The sequence below is a fragment of the Martinezella lusitana genome, from assembly GCF_900094565.1.
In the GTDB taxonomy this organism is placed as follows: domain Bacteria; phylum Pseudomonadota; class Alphaproteobacteria; order Rhizobiales; family Rhizobiaceae; genus Rhizobium; species Rhizobium lusitanum.
On sequence record NZ_FMAF01000011.1, the window covers coordinates 123,524 to 142,957 of the forward strand.

11 protein-coding genes are annotated in these 19,434 nt (G+C 57.4%); 7 read left to right on the forward strand and 4 right to left on the reverse strand.

What is annotated here, in order from left to right; genetic code table 11:
- Positions 1–642 precede the first annotated feature (642 nt).
- Both GA0061101_RS21705 and GA0061101_RS21710 read left to right on the forward strand, forming a co-directional pair.
- A complete protein-coding gene (locus tag GA0061101_RS21705) occupies positions 643–2,514 on the forward strand; it encodes a TRAP transporter large permease (protein ID WP_028753520.1) in 1,872 nt (623 codons plus the stop codon).
- A 49-nt stretch (positions 2,515–2,563) separates the two neighbouring features.
- Entirely contained in the window at positions 2,564–3,586 is a 1,023-nt protein-coding gene (locus tag GA0061101_RS21710) for a TRAP transporter substrate-binding protein (protein ID WP_028753521.1), read from the forward strand.
- 483 nt (positions 3,587–4,069) lie between these two features.
- Here the strand turns inward: GA0061101_RS21710 and GA0061101_RS21720 are convergent, their stop codons facing one another.
- Positions 4,070–8,131: a helix-turn-helix domain-containing protein gene (locus tag GA0061101_RS21720; RefSeq protein ID WP_202595630.1), complete on the reverse strand. Its 4,062-nt coding sequence runs from the start codon at positions 8,129–8,131 to the stop codon at positions 4,070–4,072.
- Positions 8,132–8,240: 109 nt separating this feature from the next.
- Here GA0061101_RS21720 and GA0061101_RS21725 point away from each other — a divergent pair, with 109 nt between their 5' ends.
- On the forward strand, positions 8,241–8,843 hold the full coding sequence (locus tag GA0061101_RS21725; protein WP_028753524.1) for a type IV toxin-antitoxin system AbiEi family antitoxin domain-containing protein: 603 nt from the start codon (positions 8,241–8,243) through the stop codon (positions 8,841–8,843).
- Positions 8,840–9,754 (forward strand): nucleotidyl transferase AbiEii/AbiGii toxin family protein, encoded by a 915-nt coding sequence (locus tag GA0061101_RS21730; RefSeq protein ID WP_051264140.1) that lies wholly within the window; start codon positions 8,840–8,842, stop codon positions 9,752–9,754. The genes GA0061101_RS21725 and GA0061101_RS21730 overlap by 4 nt, the downstream gene beginning before the upstream one ends.
- Before the next feature lie 321 nt (positions 9,755–10,075).
- Here the strand turns inward: GA0061101_RS21730 and GA0061101_RS21735 are convergent, their stop codons facing one another.
- From GA0061101_RS21735 to GA0061101_RS21745, 3 genes are all read right to left on the reverse strand, one after another.
- Entirely contained in the window at positions 10,076–11,518 is a 1,443-nt protein-coding gene (locus tag GA0061101_RS21735) for a UvrD-helicase domain-containing protein (RefSeq protein ID WP_028753525.1), read from the reverse strand.
- A complete protein-coding gene (locus tag GA0061101_RS21740) occupies positions 11,508–13,238 on the reverse strand; it encodes an ATP-dependent nuclease (protein WP_028753526.1) in 1,731 nt (576 codons plus the stop codon). Before GA0061101_RS21740 ends, GA0061101_RS21735 begins: the two co-directional genes overlap by 11 nt.
- 170 nt (positions 13,239–13,408) lie before the next feature.
- Positions 13,409–14,431: a hypothetical protein gene (locus GA0061101_RS21745; RefSeq protein ID WP_028753527.1), complete on the reverse strand. Its 1,023-nt coding sequence runs from the start codon at positions 14,429–14,431 to the stop codon at positions 13,409–13,411.
- Between the two features lie 161 nt (positions 14,432–14,592).
- Between GA0061101_RS21745 and GA0061101_RS21750 the strand changes: the two genes are divergently transcribed.
- Genes GA0061101_RS21750 through GA0061101_RS21760 form a run of 3 tightly spaced genes read left to right on the forward strand, consistent with a single transcriptional unit; the run spans position 14,593 to position 18,877 of the window.
- Positions 14,593–15,540, forward strand: a complete 948-nt coding sequence (locus GA0061101_RS21750; RefSeq protein ID WP_028753528.1) for a HamA C-terminal domain-containing protein — start codon at positions 14,593–14,595, stop codon at positions 15,538–15,540.
- Positions 15,533–18,136 carry a DEAD/DEAH box helicase gene (locus GA0061101_RS21755; RefSeq protein WP_028753529.1) on the forward strand — a complete coding sequence of 868 codons (2,604 nt, stop codon included), beginning with the start codon at positions 15,533–15,535 and terminating at the stop codon, positions 18,134–18,136. Before GA0061101_RS21750 ends, GA0061101_RS21755 begins: the two co-directional genes overlap by 8 nt.
- A 3-nt stretch (positions 18,137–18,139) precedes the next feature.
- On the forward strand, positions 18,140–18,877 hold the full coding sequence (locus tag GA0061101_RS21760) for a DCL family protein (RefSeq protein ID WP_028753530.1): 738 nt from the start codon (positions 18,140–18,142) through the stop codon (positions 18,875–18,877).
- Positions 18,878–19,434 lie beyond the last annotated feature (557 nt).

Consider the following 19,434-nt stretch of genomic DNA (forward strand, 5'->3'; position numbering starts at 1 on the left):
TCAGAGGGCCGCTGACCTGCGGTAAGCGGCCGGAATTTTTGAGACGCCTTTTTATTAACCGGAAGGTCAATAAGGCGGCCCGGCGTTTTAAGCCGGCAAGGCACGTTCTCCACTTAAGACGCGCCAGGTTCGCCGCTCTCGAAGGACTAGGGACGGAATAGGGACATCGAGCCGGCACAAGCGTTCGGTTGCCGTTTTCGGGAGTCGAGTTGCGACGGCGCGATGATAGGATGCGGCTTGCCCTGGTCGCCAAACAGGACTCGTCGGCTCCAAGATCTCCTAACATTTGTGCACACAAGGCAGTGGAACCTCGATGTGGTCGAGGGCAATTCTCTGCGATCAATCCAGTGACCGATCGATGCCTCGACGGAGGCCGTACTCGTTGCCCTTCAAGACTCCACCAAACGGCAGAAAAAGTGCTTGCCATATTGGGTATGACATCATACCTTATACCTACGCGCAGAGGAGCACAGTGCGCGGAATTCGTGGGAACGCACTTTAGAGACCACTCCGGAAACCGATCGGGCTTTTCCGAGAGGAGCAGTGCGCCCGCGCGAGCGTGGGAGGACAGGTTTTGAGAAATACCCGACTGCGTTGCATCCGCACGCAAACGATCAGGCCTTACCTAATGGGGAGGCCACTATGACGGTTCACGGAGCCATCGAAGATGTCGCAAGGACCTCAAGCCTGGCAGCAATGGCACGCAAGATCGAACATGCCTTGGTAAGGTGCCTGGAGATACCGGTAGCACTTCTGGTGCTTTGCGAAATTCTTCTACTGTTTTCAGCCGTTGTCGCCCGGTACGTATTCCACGTCCCGCTGGTTTGGTCGGACGAACTGGCGTCAATCTTGTTCCTCTGGCTTGCTATGCTTGGTTCCGCCGTCGCTTTTCAGCGGCAGGAACACATGCGCATGACGGCGGTGGTCACCGCATTGAAGGGCGATACACGCCGCTTCGTCGAACTGGTTTCGGTCGCCGCAGCACTTGCCTTTCTCGTACTAATCCTGCCCGCATCTCTGGAATATGCCACCGAAGAGTCCTACGTCTGGACGCCCGCGATGAATATTCAGAACTCATGGCGCGCCTCGGCGTTGCCGACGAGCTTCGCTTTGATGCTTGTTTTCGCGGTGTTGCGGCTTCTGCAGAGCTCGAATCTCCGTCTCGCGCTCGGTGCGATTGCTGCCGTGGCAGCGGTCTTCTGCTTGTTTTGGGCGCTGAAGCCGGTCTTCGCCGGTCTCGGAAACCTCAATCTTCTCGTCTTCTTCGTCGGCGGCGTTGCGGCGTGTGTTTTCGGCGGCGTGCCGATCGCCTTTTCATTCGCGATCGCTACATTCGGCTACCTTATATTGACCACCAGAACGCCGCCTCTGATCATTGTCGGCAGGATCGATGAAGGTGTCAGCCATCTGATCCTTCTTGCGATCCCTCTGTTTGTGTTTCTCGGCCAACTTATCCAGATGACGGGTATGGCACGGGCGATGGTTGCGTTCCTCGCCAGCCTTCTTGGCCATGTGCGCGGCGGGCTTCACTACGTGCTGGTGGCTGCGATGTATCTTGTATCTGGGATTTCAGGATCGAAGGCCGCCGACATGGCCGCCGTCGCGCCCGTGTTGTTTCCGGAGATGAAGGCGCGCGGCGCAGACGAAGGCGATCTTGTCGCACTTCTGTCGGCGACGGGCGCCCAGACTGAGACAATCCCGCCTAGCATCGTCTTGATTACAGTGGGATCCGCTACCGGGGTGTCGATCGCCGCGCTGTTCACCGGCGGTCTTCTCCCCGGCCTTATTCTGGCGGTAACCCTTTGCTTCTTGGTCCGCTGGCGCTGCCGCAACGATGATCCGAGCCACGTCAAGAGGGCAAGTCGACGGCAGATCGGCAAGCTGCTTCTCGCTGCACTGCCTGCCCTTGCGCTTCCGTTCGTCATCCGCTCAGCTGTCATCGAAGGTGTCGCCACGGCGACGGAAGTTTCGACAATCGGCATTGCTTACTCGGTAATCGCGGGCCTTCTGTTCTACCGTCAGTTCGATTGGCGCCGACTCAAGCCGATGCTTGTCGAGACGGCGAGCCTATCCGGTTCGATCCTTCTGATTATCGGCGCGGCCACGGCGATGGCTTGGGGCCTGACGCAATCAGGCTTCTCGACAGCGCTGGCTCAAAACCTTTCAACGCTCCCGGGCGGTGCGGTGACCTTCATGATCGTCTCGATCGTCATTTTCATCATCCTCGGCAGTGTGCTCGAGGGGATACCCGCAATCGTACTGTTCGCACCGTTGCTGTTCCCGGTTGCTCAGCAATTGGGCATCCATCAGGTGCATTACGCCATGGTTGTCGTGTTGGCGATGGGTATCGGCCTCTTCGCTCCACCCTTCGGTGTTGGCTACTACGCTGCCTGTGCAATCAGCCGAGTCAGCCCCGACGCCGGCATGAAACCGATCGTCGGCTACATCGTCGCCATGGCCATTGGTCTTGCTGCGGTTGCTGCGGTTCCGTGGCTCTCGATCGGCTTCCTGTAGCCCGACCTCGACCAACCAAAATTACAGAGCTTATTTGGAGGAGAACGAAATGGTAAATCTGACAAGACGCGCATTCACAGTGACGACGACGCTTGGTCTCAGCGCCACGGCGCTCGGGTTTTCGATGAAGCGAGCGGCCGCAGCCGAGTATTCCCTGAAGTTCGCGTTCAATCTGGCCGAGACCCATCCGATCACCACGCGCGCAAGGGAGGCGGCAGCACGCATCCAACACGAGACAAACGGGCGGGTGGAACTGCAGGTCTACCCGAACAACCAGCTTGGTAGCGACACTGATATGCTGTCGCAGGTGAGAGCAGGCGGCATCGATCTGTTCCTGAACTCTGGTATCAATGTACTGTCCACGATGGTCCCGGCGGCCTCGATCTACGGTCTCGGCTTCATTTTCCCGGACTATGATACGGTTTGGAAGACGATGGATGGTGAACTCGGTGCCGCTCTGCATAAGCTCATCGAAAAGGTGAATCTCCTCCCGATGGAAAAGATGTGGGACAACGGGTTCCGGCACATCACCACCAGTACGCACCCAGTCAACTCGCCCGCAGATCTCGCCGGTATGAAAATCCGCGTTCCAGTCGGAGCGCTGTGGACCTCCATGTTCCAGACGTTTGGGGCAGCTCCGGCGTCCATTAATTTCAACGAACTCTATTCTGCACTTCAGACGAAGGTCGTCGATGGACAGGAAAATTCGCTGGCCAACATCAAGACCGCAAATATTGTCGAGGTCCAAAAATACTGCGCATTAACCCGGCACATGTGGGACGCGTTTTTCTGCGTTGCCAACAAGCGCAACTGGGCAAGCCTGCCGGCGGATGTGCAGGAGGTCGTGAGCCGCAACATCAACCTAGCCGCGCTTGATGAGCGCCAAGATATGGCCAAGTTGTCGGAGTCCCTCAAAGAGGTCCTGGCCAAACAGGGCCTTGTATTCAATCAGCCCGACACTGAGGCGTTCAGGCAGAAACTTCGCGACGGCGGCTTCTACACCGGCTGGCGCGAAAAATATGGCGAGGAATTGTGGGCAATTCTCGAGAAGACGGTAGGGAAACTCACGTAGGCCCCTAGAAGGTATATGTTCTCCCAGAGGCCGGCTGTCCGGCCGACTTCCGGGTCTCGTGAGAACATCACGAGACCCGGCTTTTTTCGTGACTTTGTGGCAATCGCGTGCAGCGGGTGGCGCCGGCGGATCATACTCGGGCGCCTTGAAAGGATCGGAACCTTCGACCCTGTTATTGAAATTGAGCTAACACCGAAATTCCTCAATACAATAGGGAAATGGGCCAGAGCGGACTGGCTGCTAGTCGGCATTGAGTACAGATAGCTTCCGATGACCCCATCAGCCAAGGTGCCACCGACTGCGCCTTCCTAGTCTACTGGGTGGCTTAGAAACGCGGTCCTCATGCGGGCGGAAGTTAGTTCTTCGAGCGTTCTCTTGTGACAGAAAGAGGCAATGCGGATATTCTCGGCAAATGCCCCCAGGTCCCGCAAGACCTCCGTTTCATTCCCATCACCTAGTCGGGCGCAAGTCGGCCGGGAGACACTAGCCGCGCCAATCTAACCGTTCGGCCTGCTCGTCCTCGCGTCTCGCGTCTCGCTCGTAATAGTCAGCAAGCCGGATCAAAGCGTTGGCCGTGCGGGGATAATCAAAAATGATCGCATCCGCCGACTTACGATAGCGCGCTTCCTCTCTTCGCTCCAGCAATCCGCCGTCGCGAGGCATACGGGTCGTCATGCCGCGGCGGTTCATCTTGCCCACGACAAAGCCGTCGATCATTTCCTTGCTGTGGAAGAGATCAATGACCTCCCGAACAGCCTCGGCTGGCCAATTGCCATCCTTGCCATCTGGTGACGAGGAGAGCATATGCCCGATGCGGCTGTCGCCAATATCAAGGCGGCCCGCCTCGCGGGCGAGCTTCCTCGCCTCTTTGATCCATTCGGTCAGTCTGATCGGATCGATTGAGCTATCGTTCTGTGTCCCAGGAATTCTGTTCCAGTGTCCGAGCAATGCATAAGCGCGGCTCGCCACTGCTTTCGCCATTTCAGGTGTCGCGGGCACAGGCTCGTCCGCGTCACCGTCTTCATCATCGCTTTTTCGATAAACGGCTTTCAGGAGATCGACAAAAAGCTTTGGTTGCTCCGAGAGCTCGGCGAGGAGCGCTTTTGCAGGTCGCTGGGAATGCTCCAAAACTTCGAGATAGTTCCATTCAAGCGTCGCGAGCGCTTCTCGTTCGACATCATCGCGATTGTCCAGGATCTGCATGAGCTCCGCAACATGATGGCGAAACATGCCGAGTTCATTATGACCTGGATCGCCAGTGAAGGGTTGCTTTGCTGCCTCGGTCAGTACCTCAATGACTAGGTCCGAAGGAAGATCGGACTCCCGCATCCGGCTAGCGAGCCCCACCGCTCGCAGTGGCGCGCCCGTCTGAATGAGCTTGCGTACCGCATAGACGATGTCGTCCTCGCGATCATCAATCCACATGACCCGCGCGGTCCGCCAGTATGTCGTTTCGATCGCGCCGCCAATTTCGGAGATTTGGTTCCAGACCCAGCGCTCGATAGGCAGGGCGCGTAGCAATGTGAGCAGTGCCTCATCGGCCCACTTTTCAGCAAGTGCTTTCTCAATCAAGCCCGTGGACCATTCTCTATCGCGATCACGTGACGAGCAGACAACGAGACCATGCGCGACATCCCGCTCCAAAGCGTTATCGGATTTCAGGAAAGACTGAAGCAGGTCGTCGAATTCCGGCGGAGACAGGCCGGCGTCGTAGAGCGCCTTGCCGATATAGCCTGGGGCTTCCACTTGTCTTGCAAGTTTCTCGATCGCCGGAATTCCTCCGGCTTCGAAAACTGCCGCAGCGGCACGCTGGCGCGTTTCCTCAATATCGCGCTGCTCCGTTTCCCACCCAGCAGAGCCGCGGTCAGGGAGCTCCACGGTCTGGTTGAATAGCCATGCTACCCGCTCGATCGGATCGGCAGGAGCGAACCGATGATAGACTTTTTCCAAGGCAATCAAGACAGGCTCGTCCAGCGACCAATCGGCATCGGGGAATTGCCGATGTCTGTGGAGAGTTGAACGGAGCTTGCGCCACAGGGTAGCGCGAGCGTCCTCGTCGATCATCTTCGGCTCGGCGGCGGCAAGGTTCACCAGTGCGACTTCCGTGCCCGGAACGAGGTCGGCGAGGCAGTCCAGCAGGTCCGACCACCGCTGCGGATCGAGCCCTGCATCATCGAGCAAACGCTTGCTGATTTCCGTTGTACCTCGTTCTACGAGCCCCCAAGTGAGGGCTTCCTCGTCATCAACCGAATAGTCACGCCACCGCGGCACGGCAGACGGCGTCATGTGGTCGCGTCCTTGCGGAAGTATCCCGATCATCAGCTTCCAGGCACTGGCTGGCTCGCGCTTCCTGATCAGGTCAAGTGCTTTCAGCCGCTCGTCGAGTGTCGCAAATGTCTCTGGATGCCATAGAAGATGGATGTTGCGGAGGCTGTTGGCCGGACCGTTCGTGAAGCGACGCGGTTTTGTATCAATCGCGTCGAGGCGCGCGAGCACATAGGTGACACGCGGCATGAGTTGCTTTGACCAGGCAAGAGATTCGAGTGCCCACATCAGGTCAGCCAAATGTTCCTGCCCGGTAATCCCACCTCCATCGCTTCCGAAAAGCGCCTCGATTGGGGGCTGATCACGATCAAGGCTTTCCTCGATAGCGTCCAGGAATGCACCCGGAGAGGCTTCCGCGAGGAGCCTGAAATCACCTGAGAGAGACCACCATCGATGCCCGTCGGCTCCCTGAAGGAGTTTTCGCACGATATGATCAACACGTCGCCCCACGTCTGGAACCGTCCGGACCCTGTCGCCCCATAGCGCCATCAGTATCATCGAATGGCCGATCCCGTGACGCAGGAGGCCAGAGTACGGAGGTTGAATTCCGCGGACGTTGGCCATCCAGCGGTCATCTGGTTCCATCTCGAAACGGGGGTCCGATGCGCCCAAAACATCCAATGCCGCAGCCTCATATCGGGAGATGTCATCATTGGTAAGATTCTGAGCAAGCAGAAACCAGGCATCGATTGGCGAGGTTACACGCCATGCCGGCCCGACTTTCTGCAAGGGGCTGTCCAGGTCGCGAACCATAGGAGTGAGCTCCTTGATGATTTCTTCATACGGCTGGCCAGCGATTTCCTCAAGAATGCGGCAATCATCCTTTCTCTCATCGTGCCAGCCGCCGATCAGCAGCGCTGCCAGCAGGGCGCGAGGGGGTGACGTGACTGCCCAAGCCGGCAGGCGGCCTGGTGCACCCGGCAGGCGTCGCCGCAGGACCGACAGCTCGCGCGCACTGTCGCGCGCAAGCGTCTCCGCCCGCGTATCGGACATGCCCGCTGCAATAAGCGCGTTTGCAATGCCTTCGCGAGATGGCCGGGCAAGCGTCCTCACATCTCCATCGCCAGCCGCACGCTCATCATAGATCTGAAGGACGAAATGGCCCTTCCCGGCTAGGACCCGGCTGAGGCCTGGGTTTGGAGCCGTCAAAACGAGTATGAGAGACCCCGAAGCATCTCCAAGCTGTCGCGCAGCATCCTCGGTGGTAGCCACAAGGCAGCGTGCGCGGTAAGTCTGTGCAAATTCATCCGGCAACTCGCTCAATGCCGCGTGAAAAAACGCCACCGCTTCGTCGGCCGTCGTCGCCCGGAGGGACATGACCGACGGGGGGCTTCTCAGCCATCGAAGCACGGCCGCGACATCCTCGTCGCGGTCGGTAAGGACGAGATCGGCCGTGAGCGGCAGTTCTGTTGCCTGCGACCACTCGCTCCACACGTCCTCCAGTTCACGGGTTTCGTCGGGGCGCTTGCCGAGCCTTCTGGCCAGCCAGGCACCGACGGCCGGGCTTTGCTCGATCCAATGCACCAGGTCGTTTGCATCATAGACCCGAACGTCGCGCCACGGACCCTCCTTCTTTCGCGTCTTCGCCCATTCGTCTTTCCCCGGCCAATGCCGGGGTGTAACGAAGATGTAGGTCGCATTGGCAGGCTCGATGGGTGACGGATCCAAGCTGCGCTTCGCGTAGTCTTCGCTGGCTTTATGAGAAACATTCTTGCGCTGGGCGCCGATCTCCCAGCCAGTCTCACCTTGCGGGACGTAAATACTTCCTTTGGCAGCAATTGTATGCCCGTCCCAGCCCGAATGCCGGACACCTTCATCGGAAGGAAACCGCAAGTGGGCCGATCCGTGTGTGGCACGGACGAGGTTTGCAATCAGAGTCGGCAGACCGGAGACGCCGTCATTGCGGTCTGCCCAATCCGAGAGATCCTGTGCGCTGACCCAACGAATGGGAACGCCCGGTCGATCGGACACGTCCATTGGGGGAATGGCTGGACCGATGACTGCTCCTGTTGGCAAAAACCGAACGCCGGCGCTTTCAAGCGCACTCCTGATCGCTTGGGCGTTGTTGGCGACAGGTGTGCGTTGTCCCCGTTCGAAATCAGCGATCGTAGAAGTCGCTACGCCAGCAGTCTTGGCGAGGTCCTGCTGAGACCATGCCAAGAGGGCGCGCGCGGCGCGCACGTGTTTAGGTGTCAGTTCGGAGGTTTGGCTCGACTTCATCATGGTCATACGAAATATATGACGTCACGAAATTAATTCAACCTGTTATTTTTTGACGGCAGGATGTATATATATGCCGACATAAGGTAACAACCGAGGCCACGATCATATGAACTATCGGGATAGCGCGCTCGAACTGGCCAGATCTCGCGGCATCGTGCGGGCCCGTGATTTCAAGTCGGCCGGCATTCCCCTCGTCTATCTGAAACGCCTGACCGATTCCGGCGACCTCGTGCGACTTGGACGTGGACTGTATCAGGATCCAGACCGTGTTGGTGAGCACGTCGCGCACGATCTGGCAGAAGCTACCCGGTTGATGGCGAATGGCACAGTCTGCCTGCTCAGCGCACTTCGCCAACACGAATTGACCACTCAGCTACCGCATGCGGTCTGGATGATGATCCCTCATAAGGCAAGAGCGCCGATATCACCATCGTTTCCAGTAAAAATCGTGCGGGCAACCGGTGATGCCCTAACATCCGGCATTGAGAGGATTTCGGTCGAAGGCGTCGATGTGCCTATCTATGGCGTGGCAAAAACCGTAGCGGACTGCTTCAAATATCGGCGCCTTGTTGGCGAGGACGTCGCGATTGAAGCGCTTCGCGATGCCCTGCGATTTCGCAAGACGACACCGAACGAACTCATGAAATACGCAGCGATCGACCGGTGCTCGGCGCGCATGGAGCCTCTGATCCGGGCGCTACAGGAATGACTAAAATCATCAAGGACAAATCGGCGTCTATCCGCGCAAGACTGCTCATGCACGCAAAGCGGTCTGGTGAGGAATATCAGCGTACACTAACGCGCTTCGCCATTGAACGTTTGTTGTTTCGCCTCAGTCAATCGGGCGTGCGCGACCGCTACGTTCTCAAAGGAGCGATGCTCTTCGTAACCTGGCCAGAGAATGTCTTTCGACCCACCGGCGATCTCGATCTGTTGGGTCACGGCGATCCTGACCCCGAGGCGATAGTTGAAACCTTCCAGCAAATCTGTGCGGTCGAAGCCGACGACGGTTTGCACTTCGACCTCGCTAGCATCAAGGTCGATCCGGTCCGGGAAGCGGACAAGTATCAGGGCGCTCGTGTCATGCTGAATGGCGAGCTCGCCAAGGCGATCATTCGAGTGCAAGTTGACATCGGCTTCGGAGATCATGTCTATCCGGCGCCTAAGCTGGCGTCGTTCCCGAGCATTCTTCCGGATCTGCCGACGGCCAGCATACTGATGTATCCGCCCGAGACCGTCGTCGCGGAAAAGTTTGAAGCAATGATCCGTTTCGGACTGGCAAACGGCCGGATCAAGGATTTCTATGACATCTGGCTCACTACACAGATTTTTCAATTTCAGCTCTCGACTGTGATCGATGCGGTCGCCGGCACATTGGCGCGCCGCGGAACGGCCGTCCCAACCGCGAGGCCCGAGGGATTTTCGCAGGCCTACGCTACCGTCGCTGCGGAGAAAGGTTTGTGGAGCGGTTTTCTCGAGCGCAACCCGCCAATGCTGGCACCTCCCGCCTTTCCTGAGCTTCAGCGCCAGCTCACGCGTTTCTTCGAGCCAGTCATTGCGGGCGTTAACGCCCCCGGCGGCGACAGTCGCTGGGACCCAGTCGAATACAGCTGGCGATAGCCGATCGGAATCTCGCCTGTCCGCACTCCGCAAGCCACTCGGGCGTCGCCCACCCCATTCGACATCTGGCTTTTACAGTTGATGGGATACGAACCCGCGACCCAATACTATGATTTGCCATCCACATGATATCGTTGGCTCTTCGCATTAACCCGTGCCGTGGTAGCTGCATCGAACGCTGCGGAGTATTGTGGGAAGCAGCTACCAGAGAACGGGTTGGTTAAACCTGGATCGCCTACGATTGCTGACTGATCCGCACGATCAACACCACGTTCTCTCCTAGTTCTGACATTGGACATCAAGATGCAACGCATTGCCAGCTCAGTTGGTCGTGAACTTCTCAGAAATGGAAATAATGCGCATGGTCTTCGTGGCGCGAGTGAGAGCCACGTACCAGTCCCGATTAGTCATGGTTTCCGAAGACACAATAATTGCACGGTCAAATTCCAGCCCTTTGACCAGAAGAGTGCTTCCGATGCTGCGATCACCTAGCCGCCGACCTGCATGGCGAACTCGATTTTGAACGTCCCATACAGAGTCGCTAAGAGTGGCGAGTTGGCGGGCCGCCTTGTTCTGCAGGGCGTCTCGCATCGCGTAGAACATCTCGCGTCGATAGAGATGAGCGTCAGGCCGATCCCGCATTCCCTGAAGAAACGCCAGCATGGCCAGTTCTCCGCCTGTGGCGACGACGTCGTCAATTGCTGGGAAAAGAAAGCCAAACTTCGTTTGACCGCGACGCCGGCCCTGTTGGCGAGCGTCGATGGCCTTATTCAGCTCTGCTTTGTCGGCGCCAGTCATGCACTTGGCGGCGAAGTTGAGCAGTAACTTCAGGCGCGCGACGCCGGTCGTGGCGTCAATTGTGCGCGCCGCCGAATGCAGCGTCTTGCAGCTAACGGCCTCGATATTTGAGAAGCCTTGTTTTGCAAGCTTCTTGCCAAGGGCGGATCTGCGATTTTCGCTGACGCTGTCGCCGATAACGATGAGGTTGCCGAGGTCGTTTTCGTCCATCGCCTCGAGGCACTGGCCGACAACCGTTTTTTGGTGAAGTTTGGCGTCAGCGGGCAATGCCTTCCAGGTCACGCATTTGGGTCGGGAGCTCAGGTCGATCTGATTGTTGCGCTCCAGTCCGGCGCGAACCGCGCCGAGCCACTCAGCCAATTCCTCGTTGTTCTCCCTCTTCCAACGCCAGGGCGTAAGCAGCTCTGCAGCACGTGCGAATGTGGGGAAGACGTCAGTGGTCCAGTCGACGGGCTGCTGATTGCGAAAGTCGAAGATCGCCTGCATCGGATCGCCAAAAACGCATGTCGGGAGAAGGTTCGCCAAACGTTCAACGACCTGATGCTGTTGCACGGTGCAATCTTGGTATTCATCGACGAAGCAGCCGCCATATGAAGCGATCAGCACGCCGTCGACTGCGCCGCTGTCGAGGAGGCGTGCTCCGGCCGAATAGACGCCGTCCCATTCCGCGGTTGTTGTCGGAACGGTCGCAGTGATCCCCGAGCGCTGCGGAAATGAAGCGGCGAACCTCAGGCACCAGCCAGCAATGGTGTCGACGCGGTACTTGTCATTCGGAACGCGATATTTCTTCATCCGCCGAGTGATTGCGTCCACGCCGGCATGCGTATGTGTGAGGATCAGCCGTCGCCGACTGGAGATCGCAACGGCGAGAGCGATCTGTTCGGTCTTGCCACATCCAGCGGCGGCGACGATGCTCCCACGGCGGATGCCGGCGGCGAGCCGGGAAATTTCTTGATCATCCGCCATCGACCCAGCTCCGTATCGCGACGATACCCTTTGCGAGGGGCGTTTTGGGGATGGCTGTGAGGTTTGGCCCGATCACGGTGGAGAGCCGCTCTCCCCGCGTGATGTCCTTGAACCAGCTTTTATCTTTCGCGACCTTGCCGAGAACGCGGCGCACTTGCTCAGAATCACGGTCACCGCCCAGCTTCGCGTCGGTGGCTGTTGGCTGACCGGCGGCGGACAAGGCGTTGTCCATGACGGCCATGACGCTGATCTGTCCATTGAAGTCGATAGCGAGTTTGATCATAGCGCGAACACCTTCCCAGGGTAGGTCAAGGAAGAGCCGTTCTTCCGTCGAGCATTCGTCCGGCCACTGATGGACGACTGCCCCTTTGTCTTTGGCTCTTTTTAGCGCGTCTTGGTTCGGTGGTTCATCGGAATCAAGAAGGAGGAAGACGTCATAGCCGAGATCCCGGAGGTGCTCGGCGACGAGCGGCGCGTTGTCTTTGCCACCGCCATCGATGGCGACGACGCTTTGCAAAGCGAAGGAGTCCTGCTCTAGCGTTTGCCACCAATCGTCCAGACCGCGTGCGAGGCCTTGCTCGGTCCGGCCTTCACCTACGATGACTTTGCGAACGAGGAACGCTTCGGGCGTCCCTCGAAGATGTCGTTGTGCGGTGTTGGGGTCTTTCGCCGTCGCTGCGACTGAGGCGACCGTCGTGGTGCCGCCTTTTGCGCGGACGGCAAAGATGTCCGCGGCGGTTAGCTCTCGAATGACGACCGGCGAGTGCGTCGTGGCGAATATCTGAGGCTGTCCGGCGCCTTCGTTCGTCTTGGGCGTTTTCAAGTATTTAAGGAGGCGCGCGACGCGATGCGGCTCTAGGCCGTGTTCGATCTCATCGATGATCGCGATGTGAGGTGGGCCTGCGTCATGTTGCAGGGCCGACACCAGCAAGCGGGCGGAACCCGTGCCCAGTCGGCGTAGGGGGAGACTGCCGTCATGAAGTGAAATACCCCCAGACGTGAGGCTGACACCCTGGACGTCGAGTTCAGCAGTAAATTTGCCTCGAACTGGAACCGCAAACAGCTTGCTGAGTTCTTCGGCGCGGTCCACGGCTTTCTTGAAGACACCTTGATCTGCCGCCTTGAAAGACATGCGGGCCGCGCGGCCCGCCTCTGCGAGCTGAAGACTGAACCCTTCGCCCGCCTCGCCAATACGTGTGAGCACTGACGTTCGGCCCCAGCCGAGATGCCTTTCGGCGAAAGGGCCTAGCCGATTGGTGGCCAACTGCTTGGCGTCTTTGTACCTTACGGTCGGCGGATCGATCTCGGCAGCGTCTATACGATCGTTGTGAATGGACCATCGCGCTTCGAGCGATTGGTCGATTACGACCATAATAGAGAGAGCCTCGTCGAGGCCTACGACCGGCTCGTCGATGATCGTTGCGGCCACTGGATCCCAACCGCGCAAATGAAGGCCGTAGCGATCTTCAGTGATGAAGCTGGGAGGGAGCCCAGACAGCGTGATGATGATCCGTATGGGATCTTTGATATTCAAATCGTAGAAATCGCAATCGTCTGCGAAGATAAACGAACGCGGATTTAAGCACAGCTCGATTGCGTCAAGGATCGTAGTTTTGGTGGAGTCGCCTGGCCCGATAAGGCAGTTCATACCGGCGGCGGGGGCCCATGTAAGGTTCTTGATGCCTCTGAAGTTCTCGATCTCGATGAAGACGATGCGCATTCCATGCCCCCAACGGCTAACTCATGTGGTCAGTTCCAATTTCGTCTCTACTTGACGCTCGAAACTCGGTTCAGCCGAACTTCAAGTTTTTCATATCCCCAAACGCTCGTTTTCACTTTAAAGCGACGTGGGTTGCTCACTCGGATACCCAGTATTGGCGCCCCTGATACTCAATCGGCCGGCGGTTCGCTTGCCAAGGCTTCCTTGCCACCCGAAGGATAGTCGACGCCGGATATGAAGAGAGAGACTGTGTCACCTTCGACGAAGATGCTGTCCGCTTCGCTGGTATGGGAGCCAGTGAGAGGATCTCGCGCTCCCGACATTTGACCATGTGCCGTGTTAAACGTGATGCTTTCACCGATGACGTAGCCGTATCGGACATAGTCGGACCCGTGCAAACCGTCTGCGCCCTTCGGGTAATTGGCGAACTTCACGACGTTGTACTGCGGTTTCAGGAGGCTGACGAAGGCCTTCTCGGCATCGGCGACGATACGCTTGTGATCGTAAGCCCCGCTGAAGTCCTCGTTTTCGAAGTCGTGGTCCGGTTCGAAAGTGGTCATGATCAATGGCTGAGCGCGAAATAGGAAGAGCATAATCTCGTCCGAAACGCGTGCGCCAGGGTATCGTTGCGGTTCGTTGGAGAGGATCTCCATGCGCGCTTTGTGGCCGCGGCTGATGAGGCGGTCGAAGCTGTCGCCGACCTTCGCGATACCCACATAGAGCAGATCATAGGTGGCCGCTTTTGTGTAGCGCTCGAAACCGGTGATGCCGGAACGTCCGCGTGAGCGATCCCAGATTAACTTTTCCGTCGTGAACCATTCGAGGACTGTCGATCCCGGTTCGTCGACCGGCCCATCCCAGAGTCGTATCAGCTTATTGCCGGCCTCTATCCAGTAGGTACTGCTTGGAGCTGCGGCAACGCCGGGGAGCGCGCGCAAATTGAGGGCAACTGCATCGACGCAGTCGTCGCCGACAAAGAAATCCAGCGTCATCACGTGGGCATCGGCGTCGACGGCAACGTTCCGGAAAGTTGCCTCGGCGCGACCGCCGATCATGTAAAAGTCACTCCCGCGCCAGAGCTCCTCGACCTCGGGAACGTGCTGGAGCCATACTGCCTCTTGGCTGGATATAGGCGGATAAACCGTCTCCATGACAGTCAGCTTAACCTTTTTCTTCGTTGATGCGTTCGTCATGGTTCAACGACCGTATCGTAGCCGAGTCGCTCTCTCGAAAAGAATAGGTCGGAAAAATGTAACGTCATAAGGCCAAATGTCTTTCACGAGCCTCCCTACACTTGCAGTGCCTCGGATTGATTCGCAATATAATTGCAAATGATTCTTTAGGGTGGGGGAACATGGCAGAGATCACCGGTGAAGTGCTTGACGCAATTTTATCGGGCGATCCAGACGAGTTGGGCGTTCATTTACATCTCGTCGAACGTGACATTGTAATCGATGGCCACAAGGTTACGGTGTACTGCCATTGTTTGGCGACTGATGGAAACGGCAAGGTAAAGCTGAAGCGGCTCGCCGAATTCATGCGCCATGCAGCTGCCGATTACGCCATCCCTCGGACACGCATTGAAGAGGCAAGGCAGCGGGATGCAAAGTTCCGATCCACATCGGCAATCGCAGCGTTGCACGAAAAAGCAAGAGCGGTGTTCACCGATCTGGCCAAGACCGGCGAGGGAGGCGAAATGCTCTTGTTCCTCTTGGCAGAGCGATTTTTGGGTATCCCGCACGTCCTCTGCAAGATGGATCTCAAGACTGACAGCCGGATGCACTATCATGGCGCCGACGGCGTCTATGCATCGGTTTCTGACGACGGGAAATTGAAGCTCTTCTGGGGCGAATCCAAGGTCTATAAGGATCCCACTGACGCAATTCGCGACTGCCTCAGTTCCCTGGCGCCATTTTTGATTGAGGAAGACCATCTTGGATCATCCCGAGAGCGCGACTTGATGCTTTTGAGTGATAAGGCGGACCTCGGCGATCCGGAATTGTCGGGCGCCTTCCGTCGCTTCTTCGACACGAGTTCACCACTCTCGAACAGAGTCGAATACTGCGGGGTAGCGTTGGTTGGCTTTGATGCAGATTTCTACCCTGAAGACGATGGACCAGGTGTACTCGAGGATATGGTGGACGCCGCAAAGAAAGGTCTGAAAGTCTGGTCGACATCGGTAGGACGAAGGCTGGCCGCAGAGAAGCTTCAGCATTTCGATATCCATTTTCTCTGCCTGCCGCTTCCTTCCGTCGACAAGTTCAGAGAAGCGTTCCTTGAGGCGATGGGCGCTGATGTCTGAAACCGAACTTCAAGATTGGCTTTACGAGACGTCGTTGCGCAGCGAGTTACAAACGCTTGGCCTGGTCACCACTCTTCTGGAGCTCGACAATGTAGCTCAGGAGCAAGCGCTGGCGGATGTCACGTTTGATTGGCAGCGTTTGCTGTTCGCCGCGAGCATCCTTTCGCGCTCGAAGAAGCGTCTGCACCGCGAAGCAAGCCTTCGCATCGCGACCGGAGCGATGTTGCTTCCGACTTCAGATCCAGTTCGCGACGCAGCCGCGGTGTTGTTTGATAAGCTGTCAAACCGCCGTTCGGTGGTTTTGGCTGAGCAGCGCGGACGGCTAAAGCCGGATCTGGAAGCAAGGCTCGGCGTCGCGCTCAGAATTGAAGACCAACGTAAGCAGCTCGAGAGCTCTATCCTCTTGGAGGCGACGGGCGAGCGCTTGCCAGTCAACGAATTTCAACTTGAGTTCTGGCGCGCAGCTGGTCAGGAGCGGGCTTGGCTGTCTGCCTCCGCACCCACTGCATCTGGCAAAACCTTCCTTGTCTTGAAGTGGCTTGTCGATTGTATAGCAACCGAGAAGATCCGGCGGGCGGTCTACCTTGCGCCGACGCGCGCTCTTGTCTCGGAAATCGAGTCGTCTCTGGCTGATGTCGCCGCTCAGTCCGGGCTCGATATCGAGATCTCGTCACTTCCTTCGGCGCAGAAATACGCTGCCGCGGAGAAATCTGGCAAGCGATGCGTCTTCGTCTTCACCCAAGAGCGATTGCATCTTCTGGCCAACCTGTTGCACGAGCGTGTCGACATCGATCTCGTTGTCGTCGACGAGGCTCACAAGATCGGTGATCCACAGCGCGGTGTCATCCTGCAGGACGCCATTGAGCGCCTGCTCCGATCAAGCCCGAAGATGCGTGTAACATTCGTAAGCCCTGCCACACAGAATCCGGAAGTGCTGCTCGACGACGCACCGGAGAGCACGCCAACAATTCCGATAGACAGCGATGTGGCGACCGTGTTGCAAAACATCGTGGTCGCTCATCAAGTTCCGGCCAAGCCAGCTAAATGGGCACTCAAGTTTCGGCACAATGAAGAATACCTGCCTCTTGGGACGCTAACGCTTGCAAATAAGCCAGGCACCCTGACGAAAAGGCTGGCCTTCATTGCAGCAGCCATTGGTGAGCGGGGCGGCACGCTTGTTTACGCGAATGGGGCGGCCGAGGCCGAGGACGTCGCGGATCTCATCAGCCAGTTGCTTCCGAAAAGGAAAGAGATCGACCAGGAACTGGCCGACCTTGCAGACCTTGCGCGAAAGTGCGTGCACAAAAGCTACAGGTTGGCACCACTGGTGGAAGCCGGCGTCGCTTTCCACTACGGAAACATGCCTTCACTTATCCGCTTGGAAGTTGAGCGTCTATTCAAAACAGGAAAACTCAAGTTTCTCGTCTGCACGTCCACGCTGATAGAGGGCGTCAACCTGTCCTGCAGGACCATTGTGGTTCGCGGTCCCCGCAAAGGCAAAAAGACGCCCATGGAGCCGCAGGATTTCTGGAACCTTGCTGGTAGGGCTGGCAGATGGGGAGACGAATTCCAGGGTAACATCATCTGCATCGACGCTTCCGATGAAAAAGCGTGGCCATCCGGCGTTCCACAGCGGACCCGGTATCCGATCCGGCGAGAGACAGATACCGCTCTTTCGAAACTCGAAGAGCTCGCCGCTTACATTGAACAGCGACCATTGGGTGTGGACCTTGACCCCGCGCAGGTCCGTGCCTTCGAGCAGGTGGGCGCCTATTTGACGACGGCTTTCATTCGCGATCGCTCTCTGATGGGTGCGCCGTGGGCGAAGCGCCAGCCCGTCGCCAACTTGCAACGTCTCGAACAAGCACTCGCCAAAGCGACAGTAGGTCTCGATGTCGCGGCCGACACTGGCGCTCGAAACCCCGGTGTAAGCCTGATCGGGTTGCAGAGGTTGCTGGAATTCTTTCGTAGCTACCCGGGTCCGCCTGAAGACCTGTTGCCTGCACCATCCGAGAGTGATGATGCATATGACCGCTTTTCGAACATGATGGAGAGGATCAATGACAACGTCCTTACCGTCTTCTTGCCGAAAACGCTGATACCCTTGCATTCGCTGACAGTCTTGCAGTGGCTCAAGGGCTTCTCTTTGCCGACGATCATACGCAAGAGGATCGAGTATCTACAACGCCGCGACGGTGAGGTCGATACGGCCGGCATCATTCGAAATACGCTCGAGATGATTGAAGGCACGGCTCGCTTCTTAGCTCCTCGGTATTTCTCTGCGTATGTCGATGTGTTGAACCAGCATTTGAAGGCAATAGATCGGGAAGACCTGATCGACAGCGACCTAGATATCGGCGTTGCCCTGGAATTTGGCGTGAGTTCCGTGACCCTGCGCTCATTGATGGAGCTTGGCATGTCACGCATTGGCGCGGTGGCGCTTTACGAGATTGTGGCCGTGGATGACCTCGACGAGGCGGCGTGTATTCAATGGGTCGTTGACCGGCGTGACCAGTTGGATGCCATCGGCTTGCCGTCAATCGTCGTCCGCGAGGTACGCGAGAAAGTCCTCACAAAAGCGTTGTTGAAGGAGTAGCAGATGGCAAAGTCGGTGGAGCTGTCGAACGGTCGGGTATGGAAGACCAAGAAGGCTGCTGAGCAGCATTTCCGAGATATGCTAGCGCGCTATCGCGATGGCGACCACATATCGGATTATCAGGACCACATCGATCTGTCGGCGCTTCTGGAGCGTTTCGACCTGCTCGTTTCTGACGGTCCCTCAAAAATCGGCGCCGGAATAAAGCGGTTTGAGAGGCGGTTGAACAAAGGAGACGGTTGGTCGAGCCCAGGATTTTGGGTCGTGCGGGTGGACGGCACACCAACGGATTTCAGTTACGTCCAAGCGGTCGTCGGCCGTCCTAAGAGCGACGCAGACGAATTCTCGGTAGCCTGCCATAATGCTGTGTCGCGCGACTTGCTGGGTATGAAGCAGAAACAGTTCGACCACTTCGCCGATGCTGACGGACTGATCGCGTGCGATATCACCGGCAACCTCGTTGCATATTCCGAGGCGCAGCTCAGCCATGCTCACCCTCCTTTCGGGATCATCGTGAAAGAATTCCGGAAATCCAAAGGCTGGGGGGACATTGTCCCACCTGGTATACTTACCGCGTCGGCCGACGCCCAAATATCAACCCACTTCGCAGATGACGCGATTGGTCGGGAGTTTCTGAATTTCCATCACGACCGGGCCGTTCTCAGGATCGTCGGCAAGGACAGACCTCCAACAAGCATGTCCGCAGCAATCACTGTTAATCGGCCGCTTCGTTTTCGATAGCGAGTATTAGAAGAACGATGCTGCCAATGAGAATGGCTACCGGAAGCTGGCCAAGAAAGGCAATATCCGGGATCATGCGCAGAAAGCGGTGGTGTGTCAGCTTACGCTCAGATCATTTCTGGTCATGCACAAGAGCTAAGGCTGTCGGTTGCGCGCACGACCAGGAAACAGACATGAAATGCGAGCAGGCTCACGAGCGAGATCCATAATGCCATCGGCCTCGGCGGCGCCTCGGAAGACGAGGAGAAGATGATGCTTCTGGCTATTGCGAAGCTGGAAGAAGAGGGCCTGATAAATATCGAAGACGCTCCCTTGGATAAGCCGATCGCGGAGAGGGAGAAGGCGGCCGGCTAGCGAACATCCGTTCGTTTAACGGTGGAAGAGCTTTACTGGCTGCTGGCATAGATCTCCCTTCCGGACCATCCCGGTGAGGACATGAAGCACAGTGTAGCAAATGGAGCACATGAAGCACCGAGAGCACTATGATCGGTCTCGCAAACGTTTGAAATCATTAACGAATTCGGAAAACCCCGTCACAGACGTAACAACTCGCAATA

What these genes read in the sequence shown, in the direction of transcription:
- GA0061101_RS21705 (WP_028753520.1), top strand. Translation starts at nt 643, where the DNA reads ATGACGGTTCACGGAGCCATCGAAGATGTCGCAAGGACCTCAAGCCTG.
- GA0061101_RS21710 (WP_028753521.1), top strand. Translation starts at nt 2,564, where the DNA reads ATGGTAAATCTGACAAGACGCGCATTCACAGTGACGACGACGCTTGGT.
- GA0061101_RS21720 (WP_202595630.1), bottom strand. Translation starts at nt 8,131, where the DNA reads ATGAAGTCGAGCCAAACCTCCGAACTGACACCTAAACACGTGCGCGCC.
- GA0061101_RS21725 (WP_028753524.1), top strand. Translation starts at nt 8,241, where the DNA reads ATGAACTATCGGGATAGCGCGCTCGAACTGGCCAGATCTCGCGGCATC.
- GA0061101_RS21730 (WP_051264140.1), top strand. Translation starts at nt 8,840, where the DNA reads ATGACTAAAATCATCAAGGACAAATCGGCGTCTATCCGCGCAAGACTG.
- GA0061101_RS21735 (WP_028753525.1), bottom strand. Translation starts at nt 11,518, where the DNA reads ATGGCGGATGATCAAGAAATTTCCCGGCTCGCCGCCGGCATCCGCCGT.
- GA0061101_RS21740 (WP_028753526.1), bottom strand. Translation starts at nt 13,238, where the DNA reads ATGCGCATCGTCTTCATCGAGATCGAGAACTTCAGAGGCATCAAGAAC.
- GA0061101_RS21745 (WP_028753527.1), bottom strand. Translation starts at nt 14,431, where the DNA reads ATGACGAACGCATCAACGAAGAAAAAGGTTAAGCTGACTGTCATGGAG.
- GA0061101_RS21750 (WP_028753528.1), top strand. Translation starts at nt 14,593, where the DNA reads ATGGCAGAGATCACCGGTGAAGTGCTTGACGCAATTTTATCGGGCGAT.
- GA0061101_RS21755 (WP_028753529.1), top strand. Translation starts at nt 15,533, where the DNA reads ATGTCTGAAACCGAACTTCAAGATTGGCTTTACGAGACGTCGTTGCGC.
- GA0061101_RS21760 (WP_028753530.1), top strand. Translation starts at nt 18,140, where the DNA reads ATGGCAAAGTCGGTGGAGCTGTCGAACGGTCGGGTATGGAAGACCAAG.